The organism is Vibrio sp. TRT 1302 (genome assembly GCF_050113875.1).
GTDB lineage: Bacteria > Pseudomonadota > Gammaproteobacteria > Enterobacterales > Vibrionaceae > Vibrio.
Genome location: NZ_JBNJOF010000001.1, coordinates 494,144 through 512,241, shown reverse-complemented (window position 1 = coordinate 512,241; position 18,098 = coordinate 494,144). Strand labels below are relative to the sequence as shown.

Sequence of the window (18,098 nt, the reverse complement as noted above, 5' to 3'; positions counted from 1 at the left end):
AACTGAGACATATCGAGCAGTTCTGATTATTCGATTTGTTATCAAAATGTTGCGTCAATATAGTGGTCAGAGGTCTAATAAGTATTCGATCAGGGAAGATTGAACATGAACCCCACTTTACTGTGGCGTCGCATCTGCATGCCAAATGAAACTCAATGGAACAAAGCTCAACAACGCCAAGCTGATACGCTGGCACTTTTCACCTTTATTGCCTTTCTTGTCGGGCTATACAGTCTGTTCAAATGGTCAAAGCATGGCCATGATAGCCTGATTACGACCTCGTTGTTGCTGATCGGATTTGAATTGACCGCCGCCTTATGCCTACGATTTTTCAAGCATCCGATAATGGCTTTAAACCTCGGTTTTGTGGGTATGGCGATACATGCGCTCAATATCATCTATCAGAGTGGTGGGGTGGTCGATTCATCACAAACCTATTGGGTACCTCTGCTTATCGTGGCGTTCTTCCTCTCTGGTACACGGGTTATGGCCGTGACCTGGAGTGGTGTTGTTATTCTGCTTTCCGCAATCATGACTTACATGCACGTATCTGGTCAGGCGTTTCCAGTGCTGGAGCTGAGCGCATCGGCGCAGAGAGTTGAAATCTGGTCTGGTACGGTATTACCACTCGTGGTTATCTGCATTGCACAGGCATTTACGGCGAGTCAACGAGACAAAGCGATAGAGATTGCGGAGCGAGCAAAAGGCGACAGTGAAGCGATTGCACAACAGGCTTTGCTTGGTGAAAAAAATCTAAGCCATGTCCTCGAACAGGCAAACCAAAATTCTCTCCAGCTTAAAGATGTGTCCAAAGTACTTGAAGAACAGTCGGTCACTTTAGACGAGCAAGTGTCGAGTCTAAACATCAATTGTGAATCCCAAGCCAGCGCTGCGGAGCAGATGAGTGAACAAGTTCATCAACTGGCAGATGGTATTGAAGATTCAACCCGCTTTGTGGATGAGTTGCGACAGCGCAGCGATGCGGTGCATCAACAGGCTCAAACGAGCTCGCAGCTGCTAGAAGACTCCACGGCAGCAATCAGCCAGATTATCGGTAGTCACGAACAAATTATGAAGGTGGCGGATCTGATCACTTCTGTTGCAGAGCAAACCAATCTTTTGGCGTTAAATGCAGCCATAGAAGCAGCTAGGGCAGGGGAACAGGGGCGAGGCTTTGCGGTGGTGGCCGAACAGGTACGAGAACTTTCGGCAAAGAGCAGCCATTCTGCTGTTGAAATCAGAAACCTTCTCGACCGAAGTGAACAAGAGGTCAAACACGGTCAAGACGTTGTTAATTCCAGCGCTGAAAAGATGAAGCAGATGATCGAACAAGTGTCGGCGATATCTCAGGACGTAAAAGGGCTGGCGAGCAATATGGCAAATCAAATGCTGGCACTCAAGGAGCTTGATCAAGTCAGCAGTGAGGTCGCCAATAGCGTGGTTGCGACTAAATCCATTTCGGCGAGTGTGGCGCAAAATGGTGCCGAGCTCAACCTACAGGTCGATGCAGTCCGCACACTGACCTCTCAACTTGATCAAGTTGTCTCAAAAATCTAGTCAATGATGATAAAGGACTGGATGTCTATCCAGTTCTTTATTATCCTGTCGCAAATTCATTTCTAAGAGTATCCACTGTGATTGGACGTCTGCGCGGCATTCTAATTGAAAAACAACCACCTGAATTATTGATTGAAGTTAATGGTATTGGCTACGAAGTTCAGATGCCGATGAGCTGTTTCTATGAGCTACCAAATGTTGGTGAAGAAGCCATCATCTATACTCACTTCGTGGTACGTGAAGATGCGCAGCTACTCTACGGTTTTAATACAGTCAAAGAACGTGCGTTGTTTAGAGAAGTGATTAAAGCAAATGGCGTTGGTCCTAAACTGGGTCTGGGCATATTATCGGGCATGACGGCGAGCCAGTTTGTTGCCAGCGTCGAAAGAGAAGATATCTCGACACTGGTGAAGCTACCTGGGGTGGGTAAAAAGACAGCTGAGCGACTTGTGGTTGAGATGAAAGACCGTCTCAAGGGATGGAGTGCTGGTGATCTCTTTACACCTTACACTGATGCTGCACCAATTGACTCAGTGCCAGACGCTGCTCAGTCGAGCGTAGAAGAAGAGGCGATCAGTGCACTGCTCGCGCTGGGGTACAAACCCGTTCAAGCCTCAAAAGTGGTTTCTCAGGTAATGAAACCAGAGATGAGCAGTGAGCAATTGATTCGTGAAGCCCTGAAGTCGATGGTTTAAAAGGTATCAGTCATGATTGAAGCGGATCGCTTAATAGCACCAGACAATACGATCTACAAAGAAGAAGATGTTATCGACCGTGCGATACGCCCTAAGAAGTTAGAGGACTACAAAGGGCAAGATCACGTCCGTAACCAGATGGAAATCTTCATTAAAGCGGCTCAGTTGAGAAATGAAGCACTGGATCATCTGCTGATATTTGGTCCTCCAGGTTTGGGTAAGACGACCTTGGCGAATATTGTCGCGAATGAAATGAACGTAAACATCCGTACAACTTCTGGCCCTGTGTTGGAGAAAGCGGGTGATTTGGCCGCCTTACTGACCAACCTTGAAGAGAACGACGTGCTCTTCATCGATGAAATTCACCGCCTGAGCCCAATGGTGGAAGAGGTGCTCTACCCAGCGATGGAAGATTATCAATTAGACATCATGATTGGTGAAGGCCCTGCGGCTCGCTCGATTAAAATCGACTTACCACCGTTCACGTTAATCGGGGCGACGACGCGTGCTGGCTCTCTGACCTCTCCTCTGCGAGACCGTTTTGGTATTACGCAGCGTCTTGAGTATTACAAGATCCCAGATCTACAGAACATTGTTCAACGCAGTGCGGATTGTCTCGGTCTTTCGATGGAAGCTGAAGGTGCTCTAGAGGTTGCGCGTCGCGCTCGTGGGACACCGCGTATTGCTAACCGCTTGCTTAGACGTGTACGTGACTACGCGGAAGTGAAGGGGAACGGTCACATTTGTGCTGAAGTGGCAGACAAAGCGCTCAACATGCTTGACGTGGATGCTCAAGGGTTCGACTACATGGATAGGAAACTGCTATTAGCCATTATGGAAAAATTTGGCGGTGGTCCCGTTGGGCTTGATAACATGGCCGCAGCGATCGGCGAAGAAAAAGATACCATTGAAGATGTTCTTGAGCCTTATCTTATTCAACAAGGTTATCTGCAACGAACACCGCGAGGCAGGATTGCCACCGATAGAGCCTATCTTCATTTCGGAATTGAAAAATAAGTTTTCACTGCCAGCAAATTCTTGCTGGCTTTTTATTATTAGTGATCGAAATCACATTAAACCAAATTACCTACCACTAAATAGGTAATGCAAATGAGTGAGTTGTTAACCACTTGTTTTGCATAAATAGTAATTTACTAGCTGTGAGCAACCCTCCTTTAACAAATGGGTTTCAAAACGCTTGATCCAGATCAAAATGCCGCTTTTTTAATCAAAAATGCCGCACAAAAGTTGATACAAATCAAAGCGAACTCTGTCTATAAACCTTTTGAAACAACCTGTTTTTAGCAGTAATATTAGCCCCAGCTATATTAGCTGATGCTTAACAATTAACTAACCATTACGGTACATTTTTGCAACACATTGCCTATAACTGGTAACACGAGTTAAGTTCGTTCAACGATTAATAACAATGCATTAATGGAAAGAGTGTCTTCAGCCGACACATAGGAGTAAACATGATTGACGTAGTTGATCTGTCGCGATTGCAATTTGCACTGACAGCGATGTATCACTTCCTCTTCGTACCACTGACTCTAGGTATGGCCTTCCTATTAGCCATCATGGAATCTCTGTACGTAATGACGGACAAGCAAATCTACAAGGACATGACAAAGTTCTGGGGTAAGCTTTTCGGTATTAACTTCGCTCTAGGCGTGGCTACCGGCCTAACCATGGAGTTCCAGTTTGGTACCAACTGGTCTTACTATTCACATTACGTAGGTGATATTTTCGGTGCACCTTTGGCGATCGAAGCACTAGTAGCCTTTTTCCTAGAATCGACATTTGTTGGTCTGTTCTTTTTTGGCTGGGATCGCTTATCAAAACGTCAACACTTAGCCGTGACTTGGCTAGTAGCGCTTGGTTCTAACTTCTCTGCACTTTGGATTCTTGTGGCAAATGGCTGGATGCAAAACCCAGTTGGCGCGGAATTTAACTTTGAAACCATGCGTATGGAGATGGTGAGCTTTGCCGAGGTTGTTCTAAACCCAGTGGCTCAGGTTAAATTCGTTCATACGGTTGCTTCTGGTTACACGACTGGCGCAATGTTTATTCTAGGCATCAGCTCATACTACCTATTAAAAGGTCGTGACATCGCGTTCGCACGTCGTTCATTTGCTATCGCTGCCTCTTTCGGTATGGCTGCCATCCTATCAGTTATCGTCCTAGGTGATGAATCTGGTTACGAGCTTGGTGAAGTTCAGAAAGTGAAACTTGCTGCGGTAGAAGCAGAGTGGCACACAGAACCTGCTCCAGCAGCATTCACTCTGTTTGGTCTACCAAACCAAGAGACAATGCACACGGACTACGCCATTAAGATCCCTTACGTGATGGGTATCATTGCGACTCGTTCATTCGATGAGCAAGTGACAGGTCTACGTGATCTACGTGACGAGCACGTTGAGCGTATCCGTACTGGTATGTACGCGTACGAGTTGCTAGAGAAACTGCGTGCTGGCGACAAGACTCCAGAAAACATGGCAGCGTTTGATGAAGTGAAAGGTGACCTTGGTTACGGCCTACTTCTGAAACGTTACACAGACGAAGTTGTTGATGCGACAGAAGAACAAATCCAAGCGGCAGCGGATGATTCTATCCCTAAAGTTTGGCCACTATTCTGGTCATTCCGTATCATGGTGGCTTGTGGCTTCATTATGTTGTTCGTATTTGGCGCGGCGTTTGTACAAACATGTCGTCAGAAGATCGAACAAAAACCTTGGATCCTTAAAGCGGCACTGTTCAGCATTCCTCTACCTTGGATTGCGATCGAAGCAGGTTGGTTTGTTGCAGAGTACGGTCGTCAACCATGGGCTGTTGGTGAAATCTTACCGACCCACGTTGCCGCCTCTGCGCTAACACTTGCTGAGCTATGGACGTCACTGTTCGCTATTCTAGCGCTATACACAGTGTTCCTAATCGCTGAAGTTTACCTAATGGTTAAGTTCGCGCGTAAAGGCCCGAGCAGCCTAAAAACAGGTCGCTACCACTTTGAACAAAACGCTAACTCTGTTGAAGACAAAGTCGGCCGTTCAGTCGAAGTTTAAGTGAGGGATTATTAAATGTTTGATTACGAAATCTTACGACTTATCTGGTGGATCCTAATCGGTGTATTACTGGTAGGCTTCGCGGTAACTGATGGTTTTGATATGGGTGTTGCTTCGCTTTCACCTGTTATCGGTAAAAGCGACACTGAACGTCGTATTATGCTAAACACGATTGCTCCTCACTGGGATGGCAACCAAGTTTGGTTAATCACCGCTGGTGGTGCGCTATTTGCGGCGTGGCCATTAGTGTATGCAACGTCGTTCTCTGGTTTCTACCTAGCAATGTATGTCACTCTAGCTGCGCTTTGGTTACGTCCACTTGCTCTTGATTACCGTTCAAAGATCGAAGATCCAAAATGGCGTAAAGCTTGGGACTACGCACTTTGCTTTAGCGGCACAGTACCACCAATCATCTTTGGTGTGGCATTTGGTAACCTGCTACAAGGCGTACCATTTGAGTTGAACTACCTACTTATGTCTGAGTACAAAGGTACCTTCTTCGCACTGCTAAACCCATTCGCTCTGCTATGTGGTGTGTTAAGCCTGATGCTATTTGTCCTCCAAGGTGCAACATGGCTACAGATGAAAACCACTGAAGCGCTACATGAGCGTGCACGCAACGTTGCACAAATCGCAGGCCTTGTTGCAGTCGCACTATTTGTTGCTGGTGGCTTCTGGGTTCAAAACATCGAAGGTTACGTGTTAACGAGCACAATCGATACGTTTGCAGACTCTAACCCACTAAACAAAGAAGTGGCTCTGCAAGTCGGTGCTTGGATGACCAACTTCGAAACTTACCCTGCAATGTGGATTGCGCCAGCTCTTGGTGTATTCATGCCACTGCTAGCGGTAGTAGCGTCTCGTTTTGAGCGTGGTGGCTTTGCTTTCCTATTCTCAAGCTTGTCTAACGCGGGTGTTATTCTTACTGCTGGTTTTGCAATGTTCCCATTTGTCATGCCTTCAAGTTTGGTACCAAACCACAGCTTAACAATGTGGGATTCAACTGCGAGTGAACTTACTCTAGGTCTGATGACTGCGGTTGCAGCGGTAATGGTTCCTGTGATTCTTGGCTACACGACTTGGACTTACTACAAAATGTTCGGTCGTCTAGATAAGAAACATATCGAAGACAACGACGTTTCAGCTTACTAAGGAGCATTGACTATGTGGTATTTTGCATGGATTTTAGGTGTACTACTTGCGTGTGCATTCGGAATCATCAACGCTCTTTGGTTAGAGCACTCAGAAATGATGGACAAAGACAGTGAGTGATCTCGCTGCGCAGGTCGCTAAGTTACATGCACCTGTCGATAAGACTCTGTTTAGAGTCTTATCCCTAGTTCTAGGTTTCTATCATGTTGCTATGGTGATGTGGGATCCAGAACTCTATTCCGCCTCAATTGGTGGCTTTAATCCAATTATCTCTCCACTGATGATCTGGGCGATCTGCTCTAGCATGGTGTTTGGAGTAGGATTTAAACCACGCAATTGGTACTGGCAGCTTTTGTTCAGTCCATATTGCTCACTGACGATACTGATTTACTTAACGGTTATTCGTCTGCTGTAGTGAGGTGGGGTTAAACTCCATACATTTTGTATAAAAAAAGCGCGACTCATTGAAGGGGTTGCGCTTTTTTTTGTTTCAAGCTTTGAAAACACTCAATTACGCTTGCACAGGTAGTGACGAGTTGCGTTATAGTATCCCTTTAGCAAAAACCAAGTTGTGGACACAAACGTGCAGGATACCAACACAAAGTTTGAGTGGCCGGTGACGGTTTATTATGAAGATACCGATGCGGGAGGAGTGGTTTACCATTCTAACTATTTAAAGTTTTTTGAACGTGCTCGCACTGAGCTGCTTCGCACAATTGGTGTCTCGCAACAACTGTTATTGGAACAAAATCTCGGCTTTGTAGTCCGACACATGGACATCGATTTTTTACAAGGTGCTCGTCTTGACGATCACCTGACGGTAACAACTCAAATTGCTGACCTTAAAAAAGCATCCTTAACCTTCTGTCAGGAGATCGTTAATCCTGACGGTAAAATATTGTGTAAGGCAATGGTTAAGGTAGCATGTATCGATAATAAGAAAATGAGGCCAAAAGCTATGCCTCAATCAATAGTTATGGAGTTAACTGATAGTGACCGCTGATATCTCGATGCTAGACCTTTTCTTACAGGCCAGCCTGTTAGTAAAAATGGTTATGCTGATTTTGTTAGGCATGTCGATCGTCTCTTGGGCGATGATCATCAAGCGTAGTAAAGTACTTTCTCAAGCTTCTAAAGAAGCAGAAACGTTTGAAGACAAATTCTGGTCTGGTACTGATCTCTCGATCTTGTACCAGAACGCAAAGAAGCGTAAGGACGAACTGGCGGGTACAGAAGAGATTTTCTATTCTGGCTTTACCGAGTTTGCTCGTCTACGCAAATCCAATGCAGATTCTCCTGACTTCATTATGGAAGGAACAGGGCGTGCAATGCGCGTTGCGGTTTCTCGCGAAGTGGATGAACTTGAAACTAATCTGCCGTTTCTTGCAACGGTAGGCTCAATCAGCCCGTATATCGGTCTTTTTGGTACGGTATGGGGTATCATGCATGCCTTCATCGCTCTTGGTGAAGTGAAGCAAGCCACGCTCGCTATGGTTGCTCCGGGTATCGCAGAAGCACTGGTTGCAACGGCAATGGGTCTATTTGCTGCTATTCCGGCAGTTATGGCGTACAACCGTCTAAGCAACAAAGTGGGTAAGTTAGAACATAACTACGCGACCTTCTCAGAAGAGTTCCACAGCATCCTACACCGTCAGGCTATGGCGGGCAGAGAATCGGGTAAGGAATAACTGCGATGGCTGGTTACCAACCCAAAAAGCGCAAAATGACTGCCGAAATCAACGTGGTACCGTACATCGATGTGATGTTAGTACTGTTGATTATTTTTATGGTGACGTCACCTTTTGTTACCCAAGGCGTTGATGTTGAATTGCCAAAAACAGCAACCGCACAGCCCGCTTCAGAATTAGCTGGCGATAGTGATGCGAGCTTTATCATTGTCGAAATCGACAAAGAAGGTAACTTGGGCTTGAGCGTGAATGATGAAGAGGTTATGCGTGGTATCTCACTGCAAGATCTTATTGTCCGTGTCAAAGCGGAACTGTCACTCAAACCCGATTCGCCTGTTGCCGTAGGTGGTGACGCTGCAACGCCATATGCTGACGTTGTTTTGGTACTGGATGAACTAAGCCGTGCTGGTATTCCTAAGGTTGGATTGCTAACGGACATAAAGGAATAGCTTTCGTTGTCCATGAAAGAAACTAAATCTAAACAGAACGACTACAAGAAGCCGATAGCGATATCGGCGGCTTTGCACGCACTCTTAATCGTCGCTTTGATCTGGGGGACTGATTTTACTATGTCGAAACCTGAGCCAACGGGCAATATGGTACAGGCTGTGGTAATTGACCCAAGCCTTGTTAGGCAGCAAGCGCAGCAAATTCGTAGTCAGCGTGAAGAAGCGGCGAAAAAAGAGCAAGACCGTTTGGATAAGCTTCGCCGTGAAAGCGAGCAGTTAGAAAAGAACCGCAAAGCTGAAGAAGAGCGGATCCGTAAGCTAAAAGAGCAGCAAGCGAAAGAAGCGAAAGCGGCTCGTGAGGCTGAAAAACAACGTATTGCTAAAGAGAAAGAGCGCAAAGCGGAAGAGCAACGTGCACGTGAAGAGAAGCAACGTGTCGCTAAGCTCGAAGAAGAGCGCAAAGCAAAAGAGCAAGCGATCAAGAAAGCGGAACAAGAACGATTAGCCAAAGAAGCGGCGATTGCCAAAGCTGAGCAAGAGCGAATCGAACGTGAAAAAGCGGCCAAAGCGGCTGAAGAGAAAGCACGTCGTGAGCGCGAAGCTGCTGAAAAAGCGGAACAAGATCGCATAGCCAAAGAAAAAGCAGCGAAAGAAGCCGCAGAGAAAGCTCGCCAAGAGAAAGAACGTTTAGAGCGAATTGAACGTGAGCGTAAAGAGCAAGAAGCGGCACTTAACGATATCTTTGCTGGCTTAGAGACGGAGGCTGAAGCCAATACTTCAGCTCGATCAAGCCACGTGGCAAACGAAGCGCAGCGCTATGGGGCGATCTATACCCAACTTATTCAGCAAAACCTCCTACTGGAGGACAGCTTTAGGGGAAAGTCTTGTCGAGTTAACTTGCGTCTGATCCCTACCGGAGCAGACGCAATATTGGGTAATTTGTCGGTTTTAGGCGGAGACAGCCGTTTGTGCGCAGCTACGAAGCGCGCGGTGGCACAGGTGAACAGTTTCCCGCTGCCTAAAGACCCTGACATTATCGAAAAAGTTAAGAATATCAATTTAACCGTAGTACCTGAGTAATAAGGAAAAGCTTGTGTTAAAGCGACTAGTATTAGGATGTATGCTCACCGTGATGAGCGCGTTTCAAGTAGCCAATGCGGCACTGGAACTTGTGATTACAGATGGTATCGATTCGGCTCGTCCAATCGCTATTGTCCCGTTTAAATGGGAAGGCAGTACTAAGTTGCCTGAAGATGTCTCTGCGGTGATCGCATCGGATCTTCAACGCAGTGGTAAATTTAGCCCAGTGGCGACCAGCAAAATGCCACAAACCCCCTACAGCGATGCTGAAGTAGACTTTAATGCTTGGACTGGTTTAGGTGTGGATGCCTTAGTTACCGGCTCAATCTCGCAAGACGCCAAAGGCGACTATGTGATTAACTACCAACTTGTTGATGTGGTTCGTGGTCAACTGACTCAAGGTCAAAGCAAGGCGCTTAGTGATGATGGTCAGTTGGTGCTATCGAAAGATCATGTGCTATTTAACAAGCGAGCGACGGTACCGGGTAAACGCATGAGAGAGTACGCTCACCGTATCTCTGATCTGGTTTATGAGGCACTTACTGGTGAGAAGGGCGCGTTCCTGACTCGTATCGCCTATGTCGTGGTGAATGATAAAGATCAGTTCCCGTACCAGTTACGCGTTTCTGATTATGACGGCTACAACGAGCGCCTTGTGCTTCGTTCAAAACAACCTTTGATGTCACCAGCATGGTCACCAGATGGTAAAAAGCTGGCTTATGTTAGCTTCCAAAATGGCCAAGCTGAAATCTTCATCATGAACATCTACACAGGTGAACGTGAGAAAGTTACGTCATACCCTCGTCACAATGGTGCGCCAAGATTCTCTCCGGACGGTTCTCAGCTTGCACTCGTGTTGTCGAAAACAGGCAGCTTGCAGGTTTACACGCTTGACCTGAATACTCGTAAATTGACTCAAATTACCAGCGGTCGAGCGAACAATACTGAACCGTTTTGGCATCCAGATGGTAAATCTCTCATCTTTACTTCGGATCGGGGTGGAAAACCTCAGATTTATCAAGTAGATTTGGCAGGCGGATCAACCAAACGTATTACATGGCAAGGGAGCCAGAATCTAGGTGGTCAAATTACCCCTGATGGTCGCTTCCTGGTAATGGTCAATCGTAGCAACACAGGTTTCAACCTAGCCAAGCTAGATCTTGAAACGGGCGCTATGCAGACGTTGACTAAAACGTTGCTAGATGAGTCACCAAGCATCGCTCCGAATGGTGGCATGGTGATTTACAGCTCTATCTACAACAAAACAAATGTTCTTTCTATGGTGTCTATTGACGGACGCTTTAAAGCAAGGTTACCGGCAACAAATGGTCGAGTTCGTGCTCCAGCATGGTCACCGTTTTTGTAGCAAGTAAGTATCAATAATAAAGGAAACTATAACAATGCAACTAAACAAAGTTCTTAAAGGGCTTCTAATTGCGCTACCAGTTCTAGCGGTTACAGCATGTAGCTCAAGTGATGATGCGGCAAATGCTTCTGGTTCTACTGAGACAAACCAAACTCAAACTGTAGACAACACAGTTGTTTCACCAATCGACCAAAACGGTCTATTGTCTGAGCAAGAGCTAAAAGAGCAAGCACTACGCGAAACTCAAACTATCTACTTTGCTTTCGACAACGCAACTATCGCGGGTGATTACGAAGAAATGCTAGCAGCACACGCAGCATACCTAAGCAAAAACCCAGCTCTAAAAGTAACTATCGAAGGTCACGCGGATGAGCGTGGTACTCCTGAGTACAACATCGCACTAGGCGAGCGTCGTGCAAACGCAGTTGCTAAATACCTAGAAGCTCTTGGTGTTCAAGCTGACCAAATCTCTATCGTAAGCTACGGTGAAGAGAAACCACTTCTTCTAGGTCAATCAGAAGATGTATACGCTAAGAACCGCCGTGCAGTTCTAGTGTACTAATTGAGGAAAACCTCATGTTCAGTAACCTTAAGCGCATTGTTACGCTAACGTTACTGGCAAGTGCAGCGAGTACTGTTCTCGCTGCACCAGCTCCAGTATCCGACCTAAGCGGTAGCAATTCTGCCACTTCTTCGTCTTCAGTTCGTAGCAACGAAACTGATGTTCAGCGCTTAGAGCGCCTATTGGAAAACCGCAATCGTGTTCAGTTGCAAATGCAGCAACAATTAGACGATATGGCTAATGAAATCAGCGATTTGCGTGGCCAGCTTGAAAAAAGTACCTATGACATGCAGCAGATGTTGCAGCGTCAGCGAGAGTTATTTATTGAACTCGATAAAGTACGATCTCAAGCGGTAGCCCCTGTAGCTAAGACTGAACAGACAGATTCAGCGGCTAACACTGGTGGTACATTTAGCTCTGATGTCGATGAGCAAACAGCGTATCAAAACGCAGTAGACTTGATTCTTAAGAAACGAGACTACACGGGTGCGATTGCTGCTTTCCAGCAGTTCCAGAAAGACTATCCAGATTCGAGCTTCACGCCAAACTCTCACTATTGGCTTGGCCAACTTTACTTTGCTAAGAAGCAAGATAAAGACGCAGTGAAGAGCTTTGCTGCTGTGGTGACTTACAAAGATTCAAACAAGCGTGCGGATGCACTGGTTAAACTTGGTGAAATCGCCGAGCGAAACAACAATGCTGCGCAAGCGAAAAAATACTTCCAACAAGTGGTTGATGAGTACCCGAACAGTGCTTCGGCTAAGCTAGCGAACACCCGCTTGAATTAGTAAAAATTGCCATGAAAAGGAGCGCTGGTCGCTCCTTTTTTCTTTCCTGTCTATCTTATTACTAGGGAAACTGGAATAGACGCGCTTGTTGAGGTTACAATACGCGGATTACCGGAAGTTGCGTAGAGCAAGAGCAATGAGCCACATATTAGATACGATTGAAACAGTTTACCCTTTCCCTCCAAAGCCAGTACCGCTGACATCTGAACAAAAACAAGCGCACGTTGAAAACATCAAAGCGCTGCTTAAAGAAAAAGATGCGGTCCTAATTGCCCACTATTACACTGACCCTGAAATTCAGGCGTTAGCAGAAGAGACGGGTGGTTTTGTTGGCGACTCTCTTGAAATGGCTAAGTTTGGTAACCGCCACCCAGCGAGTACCCTAATCATCGCTGGTGTTCGCTTTATGGGGGAATCTGCCAAGATTCTTACGCCTGAAAAACGTATTTTGATGCCGACCTTAGAAGCCGAGTGTTCACTTGACCTTGGTTGTCCGGCGGATAAGTTTACTGAATTCTGCGATGCACACCCTGACCACACTGTTGTGGTTTACGCCAACACTTCGGCGGCGGTGAAAGCACGTGCTGACTGGGTTGTTACATCAAGTATCGCGCTAGAGATTGTTGAGCACTTAGATTCTGAAGACAAGCCAATTATCTGGGGTCCAGATCGCCATTTAGGTTCTTATATCGCGAATAAAACTGGCGCAGACATGTTGCTTTGGCAAGGTGAGTGTGTGGTTCACGATGAGTTTTCCGCCGACGCTTTGCGCAAGATGAAAGGTCTTTACCCAGAAGCCGCGATTTTGGTTCACCCTGAGTCTCCGGCAAGTGTTGTTGAACTTGCAGACGCAGTGGGTTCAACCAGCCAGCTAATCAAAGCCGCAAAAGAGCTGCCACAGCAGAAGATGATCGTTGCAACGGATAAAGGTATCTTCTTCAAGATGCAACAGTTGGTTCCTGAGAAAGAACTGATTGAAGCTCCAACAGCAGGGGCGGGCGCAACATGTCGTAGCTGTGCACATTGTCCTTGGATGGCGATGAACGGCCTGAAAGCGATCGAATCGGCGCTACGTGATAGTGGTAAAGAGCATGAAATCTTTGTTGATGAAGACGTTCGTGTGAAGTCACTGATCCCATTGAACCGTATGCTCGACTTCGCTGAGCAACTTAATATGCAAGTGAAAGGCAACGCGTAAACGCCGAGTGTTGTCACAGATATAAAAACCAGCTTTCGTGGCTGGTTTTTTTATACTTGTGCTTGGGTTTAAATAACCATTCGTGAGGTAGAGGTAAGGAGCACCATGTCCCTTTGGTTAACGTTTAAAAAATGGTTGAATTCCAACCTGTTTAATCTGAGCAATCGCAACCTTGCGCTCTTGGTTGTTGCCTATATTGTTGTTTCTTGGACGCTACTTAGCCTGAGTGGTGAGCATGCGCTCACTTCAGAACCTTCGACCTTTATCTATTTTTTGATGGTGACGGCGTCGACGGTGGGGTATGGCGACCATTCACCACAAACCTCGCTCGGTAAGTGGATTGTCGTGTTGCTTGTTATTCCGGGTGGATTAACCCTGTTTGCGGCTTTAATTGGACGCTTAGCAGCCGGCGCTGTGGATTATTGGCGTGCAGGTGTATTAGGAAAACGGAGAGTTGGTGTGGAAAATCATATATTGCTTTTAGGATGGAATGGACAACGCACCATTCACCTGATTCGAATGCTGCAACATGAAGAAGAGGGAAAGCGCCCGATTGTGTTGTGTAGTCGTTCGGATATTGAAAACCCACTTCCTGGTGAAATTGGATTCGTTAAAGTGACCAGTTACACCGACACACAAGAGATGGAAAAGGCCGCCATTGATAAGGCTGGCTGTATTGTTGTCGATAATTTGGAAGACGATATAACTCTTTCGGCCGCTCTCTACAGTGCCAATGTCAATCCGAGTGCGCATCTACTGGCCTATTTTAAAGATGAGGCGTTGAGTCGACTGTTAAGCCAGCACTGCCCCAATGCAGAGTGTATTCCAGCAGTTGGTGCAGAGATGCTTGCAAAGGCAGCGGTTGACCCAGGTTCGAGTGCGCTTCATCAAGAGCTGTTAGCGTCTACTCGAGGTATGACGCAATATTCCACCGTCTATCCGCAATCTATGTCACCGATTAAGGTTGAATTGGCCTTCGACTATATGAAGCGCCACTTCCACTCAACGTTGATTGCTTTAGATGTAGGAAAAGGAATAGAACTCAATCCGGATCTGGAACGTGAGATTGTCGCTGGATCCAAGATTTTTTATATCGCTGACGAGCGAATAGAGAATTTTGAGTGGGAAAAACTAAGCTAGTATCAATGGCCGTTCGACTTAGCGAGCGGCCACTTTCAATAGTGTTACTCTTGCTCAGCCAGCATTGAGCCACGCATAGCAAGTCCGCATAGCATGGTTGGAATCGCGTTGAAGATCTCTTCAAACTGTTCTAAACCTTCAATCCCTTGCTCAGACAATGTCGCGATTGAGGTCTCTGGATCGTAAAGCATACTTAGCGATAACAGCACACCGCCCAGTAAGGCGTTGTCTTCGCTGTCTTCTGGCATAATGGTTTCCCAATCATCACGAGAAAGCTGCCAGCCCTGCAATACGCCTTCACAGAAGTCGCGGGTTGCCTCAGTGACGATATCTTCTTCATCTAGTGCGCAGTTTTCTGGCCACTGCCACTGGTTCGACAGCAGAGCAGGGCGGTATGCATTCCATAACGCGATAATCTGCTCAACGTAGCTCTCTAGCTGCTCACCGTCACTAAAAGGCGCGACTTCTTCACCACCCCATAGGAAAGGTAGCCATTCATGGGGAGTAAGAATATGAGGCGCGGCTGCCATAGCGGTAATAAAACCATGGGTCTTGGCTTCGTTGATGAGCTTACCTTCAAGCTCTGGTAATGCGAGCAGTTGTTGTAGAGTCAATTTAGACACCCTATTAAAATCAGGACATGTGATATGGCAATGGTAACAGCCCAGACTTGGGAGAAAAAGGTTGCTGTAACGATATATTCGCTATAATTTTTTATAAACAGTCAAAATTCAAAGATTTATGGATATACGTTCATCACTGAAACGGAAGAGCATCGTCGCCCTAGCGCTTTACCTCGCTATGGTGAGCGCCTTAATTGGTACCATCAGCTATTTGGTGGTAGAGCCTCCTACGCGTGAACAACTAGAAATGAATCTTGATTTGCGAACTCAGCTTATCTCGTCGCAGATTGAGGAGCCCATTAACAGCTCTCTGGGGATCTTGCAGGGAATTGTGAGTTTGGGCAGTAACACAGATGCTCAAGAGCATCAGGCCGCGATGCTATATAACCTCTTCTCTCTTATTGATGGCGTTACCGTTAGCGGCGGTTTGTGGCCAGTGCCTTACTCCATAGATAAGGATACGGGGTTTAAAAGCCTTTTCTTTAATCGAGCCAATGACGGGCAAGTGGATAGGGTTTTGTCGTGGGATAACCCTGAATCCGGTGGATACGATCAGGAATCGTGGTACACCTCTGTTGTCGAAAAACCGATTGGTACCGTTTCTTGGTCCCCGGTTTATATTGACCCTTTTACCCATGTTCAGATGATTACCGCCTCTTCACCTTACTACGTCAATGATCTCTTTGCTGGCGTGGCGACGGTAGATATCTCACTAGAAACACTCGTTGAATTTGTTCGCTTACATGCTGAGGAGTATGACTTAGGGGTTATCCTGAGGGACGGCTACGGTGACGTGATCACGGAATATAACTTTCAGCTCGCAGATGGTATCTATATTAGCCAGCATCAGTTCGGGGATTTCAACTGGAGCGTCGATGTGGTCAATGCTAAACGCTTAGTGGACGAACAGGTTTATGATCTAGTGTCTAAGGTTGAAGCGGCGATCGTACCGATCATGCTTGCTTGTGTCATGTTAGGTTACTTCCTTATCAACCGTTTCCTCATTACGCCAATCAGTGTCATCGCCCGCAGTGTTGATATGTCTAAAGAGGGCGGTAGCATCGACATCCGCTACAACAGCAATGATGAGATTAAGTATTTGATCGATTCGTTCAACCAAAAAACGGTTTACTTAGAAGCAGAAAAAATCAAGGCTCAAGCCTCTACAAAAGCGAAAAGTGCTTTCCTTGCGACCCTGTCTCATGAGATTCGAACTCCAATGAATGGAGTGCTGGGTACCGCGCAGATCTTACAGAAGACAGAACTCAACCAAGAGCAGCGAAAACACCTAAAAACACTTTATGAGTCAGGGGAGCACATGATGACCCTGCTCAATGAGATCCTCGATTTTTCTAAAGTAGAGCAAGGGCACCTCGAGCTTGAGTATCATCCATTCCCGTTGGAATCGATCATCGGCAGCGTAAACAGCGTTTACTACACCTTGTGTGCAGAGAAGGGACTGCAATTTAAAGTCTATTCTGAAGTTCCGACAACGCGTTGGTATAAAGGTGACAAAGCTCGTTTGAGGCAGATTTTATTCAACCTGCTCAACAATGCGGTTAAGTTTACCTCACGAGGCTACGTTGAAGTCTATTTTAAAGAAGAACAGCGCAACGCTCGAAATTACCTACTGATCCGAGTGAGAGATACCGGCATCGGCATTGCCAAAGATGCCCAGCAAAAAGTATTTAAGCCGTTTGAACAGGCAGAATCTTCGACCACTAGGCGCTTTGGTGGTACAGGACTTGGTCTAGCGATCGTAAAACAGCTGTGTGAATTGATGGAGGGCGAAGTACGGCTTACCAGTGAGTTAGGGATTGGTTCGAGCTTTGAAGTTTCACTCTGTATTGAGCAGTGCCAGCCAGTGTTCTCTGAGTTGATTGAACATCGCAAGCTGGATTACAACGGCTTAAAAGTGCTGATTGTTGAAGATAATCGAACCAATGCAATCATCCTTAATACCTTTATGACCAACAAAGGGTTTACTTGTGAGTGTGTAGAGAATGGTGAACTGGCGGTACATGCTATTGCAACAGGTAGCTATGACTTGGTGCTTATGGATAACCATATGCCCGTCATGGATGGCGTGGAAGCAACTTCGGCAATCAGAAGCCTAGCAGGCTCTCAGAGTGAGATCTTAATCTTCGGATGTACTGCCGATGTGTTTAAAGATACGCGTGAACGAATGTTTGGTGCAGGGGTGAACTACATTGTTTCTAAACCGATAGACGAAACTGAGCTGGATGATGCCCTGCTAAGCCACTCAGATAAATTATATCAATTCAAATCAGAGCTATTTCGCCGCTCAAAGGAAAATACAGCGCTCAAGCTTGAAGAGCCTTTGATGATGTTTTTTATGGCGATTGAAAATCAAGATCTTGCCGAGGCGCAGGAACGTTTAGGCTCAATAAAACAGCAGCTTGAAGGCGTGGCTGTCTCTTTGCTTCAGGAAAATCTCGATACCATTTCATCCTGTTTGGCCGCAGGAGAACTCCCCAACCAAGATGATTTAGATGTCCTTGCTGTACAAATGAAAGACTACTGTAACTAAATTACACTAAGTTGAGTATTTTTTAATCTAAAGTTCAATAGGTAGCGAATTTATCTAACTTTATCACCAAAAGTGGTTGTTTATTTACCACTTAAGTTTAACTTCAGCATCCAATTCTGAATAATTAGTGCTCTAATAGCGACATAAACCAGTGTGCTTTCTGGTTGTGGTTTAAAGTTTTATTGTG

At 46.1% G+C, this 18,098-nt stretch carries 18 protein-coding genes; 17 read left to right on the top strand and 1 reads right to left on the bottom strand.

The window, feature by feature from the left end; genetic code table 11:
• Positions 1-105 precede the first annotated feature (105 nt).
• The 16 genes from ACQEXP_RS02400 (at position 106) to ACQEXP_RS02325 (ending at position 14,737) form a co-directional block, all read left to right on the top strand.
• The gene (locus ACQEXP_RS02400; RefSeq protein ID WP_426967929.1) at positions 106-1,557 is read left to right on the top strand and encodes a methyl-accepting chemotaxis protein; all 1,452 of its coding nucleotides are present in this window, start codon (positions 106-108) and stop codon (positions 1,555-1,557) included.
• A gap of 77 nt (positions 1,558-1,634) precedes the next feature.
• Positions 1,635-2,252 carry a Holliday junction branch migration protein RuvA gene (gene ruvA / locus ACQEXP_RS02395; RefSeq protein ID WP_426967927.1) on the top strand — a complete coding sequence of 206 codons (618 nt, stop codon included), beginning with the start codon at positions 1,635-1,637 and terminating at the stop codon, positions 2,250-2,252.
• 12 nt (positions 2,253-2,264) lie between these two features.
• Positions 2,265-3,269, top strand: coding sequence for a Holliday junction branch migration DNA helicase RuvB (ruvB, locus tag ACQEXP_RS02390; RefSeq protein WP_269377207.1), 1,005 nt, complete (start codon positions 2,265-2,267; stop codon positions 3,267-3,269).
• Positions 3,270-3,727: 458 nt separating this feature from the next.
• On the top strand, positions 3,728-5,314 hold the full coding sequence (gene cydA, locus ACQEXP_RS02385; RefSeq protein WP_269377208.1) for a cytochrome ubiquinol oxidase subunit I: 1,587 nt from the start codon (positions 3,728-3,730) through the stop codon (positions 5,312-5,314).
• Positions 5,315-5,329: 15 nt separating this feature from the next.
• Positions 5,330-6,466, top strand: a complete 1,137-nt coding sequence (cydB, locus tag ACQEXP_RS02380; RefSeq protein ID WP_426967925.1) for a cytochrome d ubiquinol oxidase subunit II — start codon at positions 5,330-5,332, stop codon at positions 6,464-6,466.
• A gap of 12 nt (positions 6,467-6,478) precedes the next feature.
• Positions 6,479-6,586, top strand: coding sequence for a cytochrome bd-I oxidase subunit CydX (gene cydX / locus ACQEXP_RS02375; RefSeq protein WP_000270284.1), 108 nt, complete (start codon positions 6,479-6,481; stop codon positions 6,584-6,586).
• The gene (ybgE, locus tag ACQEXP_RS02370) at positions 6,579-6,881 is read left to right on the top strand and encodes a cyd operon protein YbgE (protein ID WP_426967923.1); all 303 of its coding nucleotides are present in this window, start codon (positions 6,579-6,581) and stop codon (positions 6,879-6,881) included. The genes cydX and ybgE overlap by 8 nt, the downstream gene beginning before the upstream one ends.
• Before the next feature lie 168 nt (positions 6,882-7,049).
• Positions 7,050-7,469, top strand: coding sequence for a tol-pal system-associated acyl-CoA thioesterase (gene ybgC / locus ACQEXP_RS02365; protein ID WP_269377212.1), 420 nt, complete (start codon positions 7,050-7,052; stop codon positions 7,467-7,469).
• Positions 7,459-8,154 carry a protein TolQ gene (gene tolQ, locus ACQEXP_RS02360; RefSeq protein WP_269377213.1) on the top strand — a complete coding sequence of 232 codons (696 nt, stop codon included), beginning with the start codon at positions 7,459-7,461 and terminating at the stop codon, positions 8,152-8,154. The genes ybgC and tolQ overlap by 11 nt, the downstream gene beginning before the upstream one ends.
• A gap of 5 nt (positions 8,155-8,159) precedes the next feature.
• Positions 8,160-8,603, top strand: coding sequence for an ExbD/TolR family protein (locus ACQEXP_RS02355; RefSeq protein ID WP_269377214.1), 444 nt, complete (start codon positions 8,160-8,162; stop codon positions 8,601-8,603).
• A 12-nt stretch (positions 8,604-8,615) separates the two neighbouring features.
• Complete coding sequence (gene tolA / locus ACQEXP_RS02350; RefSeq protein ID WP_269377351.1) at positions 8,616-9,683, top strand: cell envelope integrity protein TolA; 1,068 nt, start codon at positions 8,616-8,618, stop codon at positions 9,681-9,683.
• Positions 9,684-9,735: 52 nt separating this feature from the next.
• Positions 9,736-11,049: a Tol-Pal system beta propeller repeat protein TolB gene (tolB, locus tag ACQEXP_RS02345; RefSeq protein ID WP_419723650.1), complete on the top strand. Its 1,314-nt coding sequence runs from the start codon at positions 9,736-9,738 to the stop codon at positions 11,047-11,049.
• 34 nt (positions 11,050-11,083) lie between these two features.
• On the top strand, positions 11,084-11,611 hold the full coding sequence (gene pal, locus ACQEXP_RS02340; protein WP_269377217.1) for a peptidoglycan-associated lipoprotein Pal: 528 nt from the start codon (positions 11,084-11,086) through the stop codon (positions 11,609-11,611).
• A gap of 14 nt (positions 11,612-11,625) precedes the next feature.
• The gene (ybgF, locus tag ACQEXP_RS02335) at positions 11,626-12,399 is read left to right on the top strand and encodes a tol-pal system protein YbgF (protein WP_426967920.1); all 774 of its coding nucleotides are present in this window, start codon (positions 11,626-11,628) and stop codon (positions 12,397-12,399) included.
• 136 nt (positions 12,400-12,535) lie between these two features.
• Positions 12,536-13,597, top strand: coding sequence for a quinolinate synthase NadA (gene nadA / locus ACQEXP_RS02330; protein ID WP_426967918.1), 1,062 nt, complete (start codon positions 12,536-12,538; stop codon positions 13,595-13,597).
• Positions 13,598-13,702: 105 nt separating this feature from the next.
• Complete coding sequence (locus ACQEXP_RS02325) at positions 13,703-14,737, top strand: potassium channel family protein (RefSeq protein ID WP_426967916.1); 1,035 nt, start codon at positions 13,703-13,705, stop codon at positions 14,735-14,737.
• Between the two features lie 44 nt (positions 14,738-14,781).
• Here the strand turns inward: ACQEXP_RS02325 and ACQEXP_RS02320 are convergent, their stop codons facing one another.
• On the bottom strand, positions 14,782-15,351 hold the full coding sequence (locus ACQEXP_RS02320; RefSeq protein ID WP_269377223.1) for a UPF0149 family protein: 570 nt from the start codon (positions 15,349-15,351) through the stop codon (positions 14,782-14,784).
• A 127-nt stretch (positions 15,352-15,478) separates the two neighbouring features.
• On the opposite strand from ACQEXP_RS02320, the gene ACQEXP_RS02315 reads away from it, so the two are divergent.
• Positions 15,479-17,911: an ATP-binding protein gene (locus ACQEXP_RS02315; RefSeq protein WP_426967914.1), complete on the top strand. Its 2,433-nt coding sequence runs from the start codon at positions 15,479-15,481 to the stop codon at positions 17,909-17,911.
• The last annotated feature ends 187 nt before the right edge of the window (positions 17,912-18,098 follow it).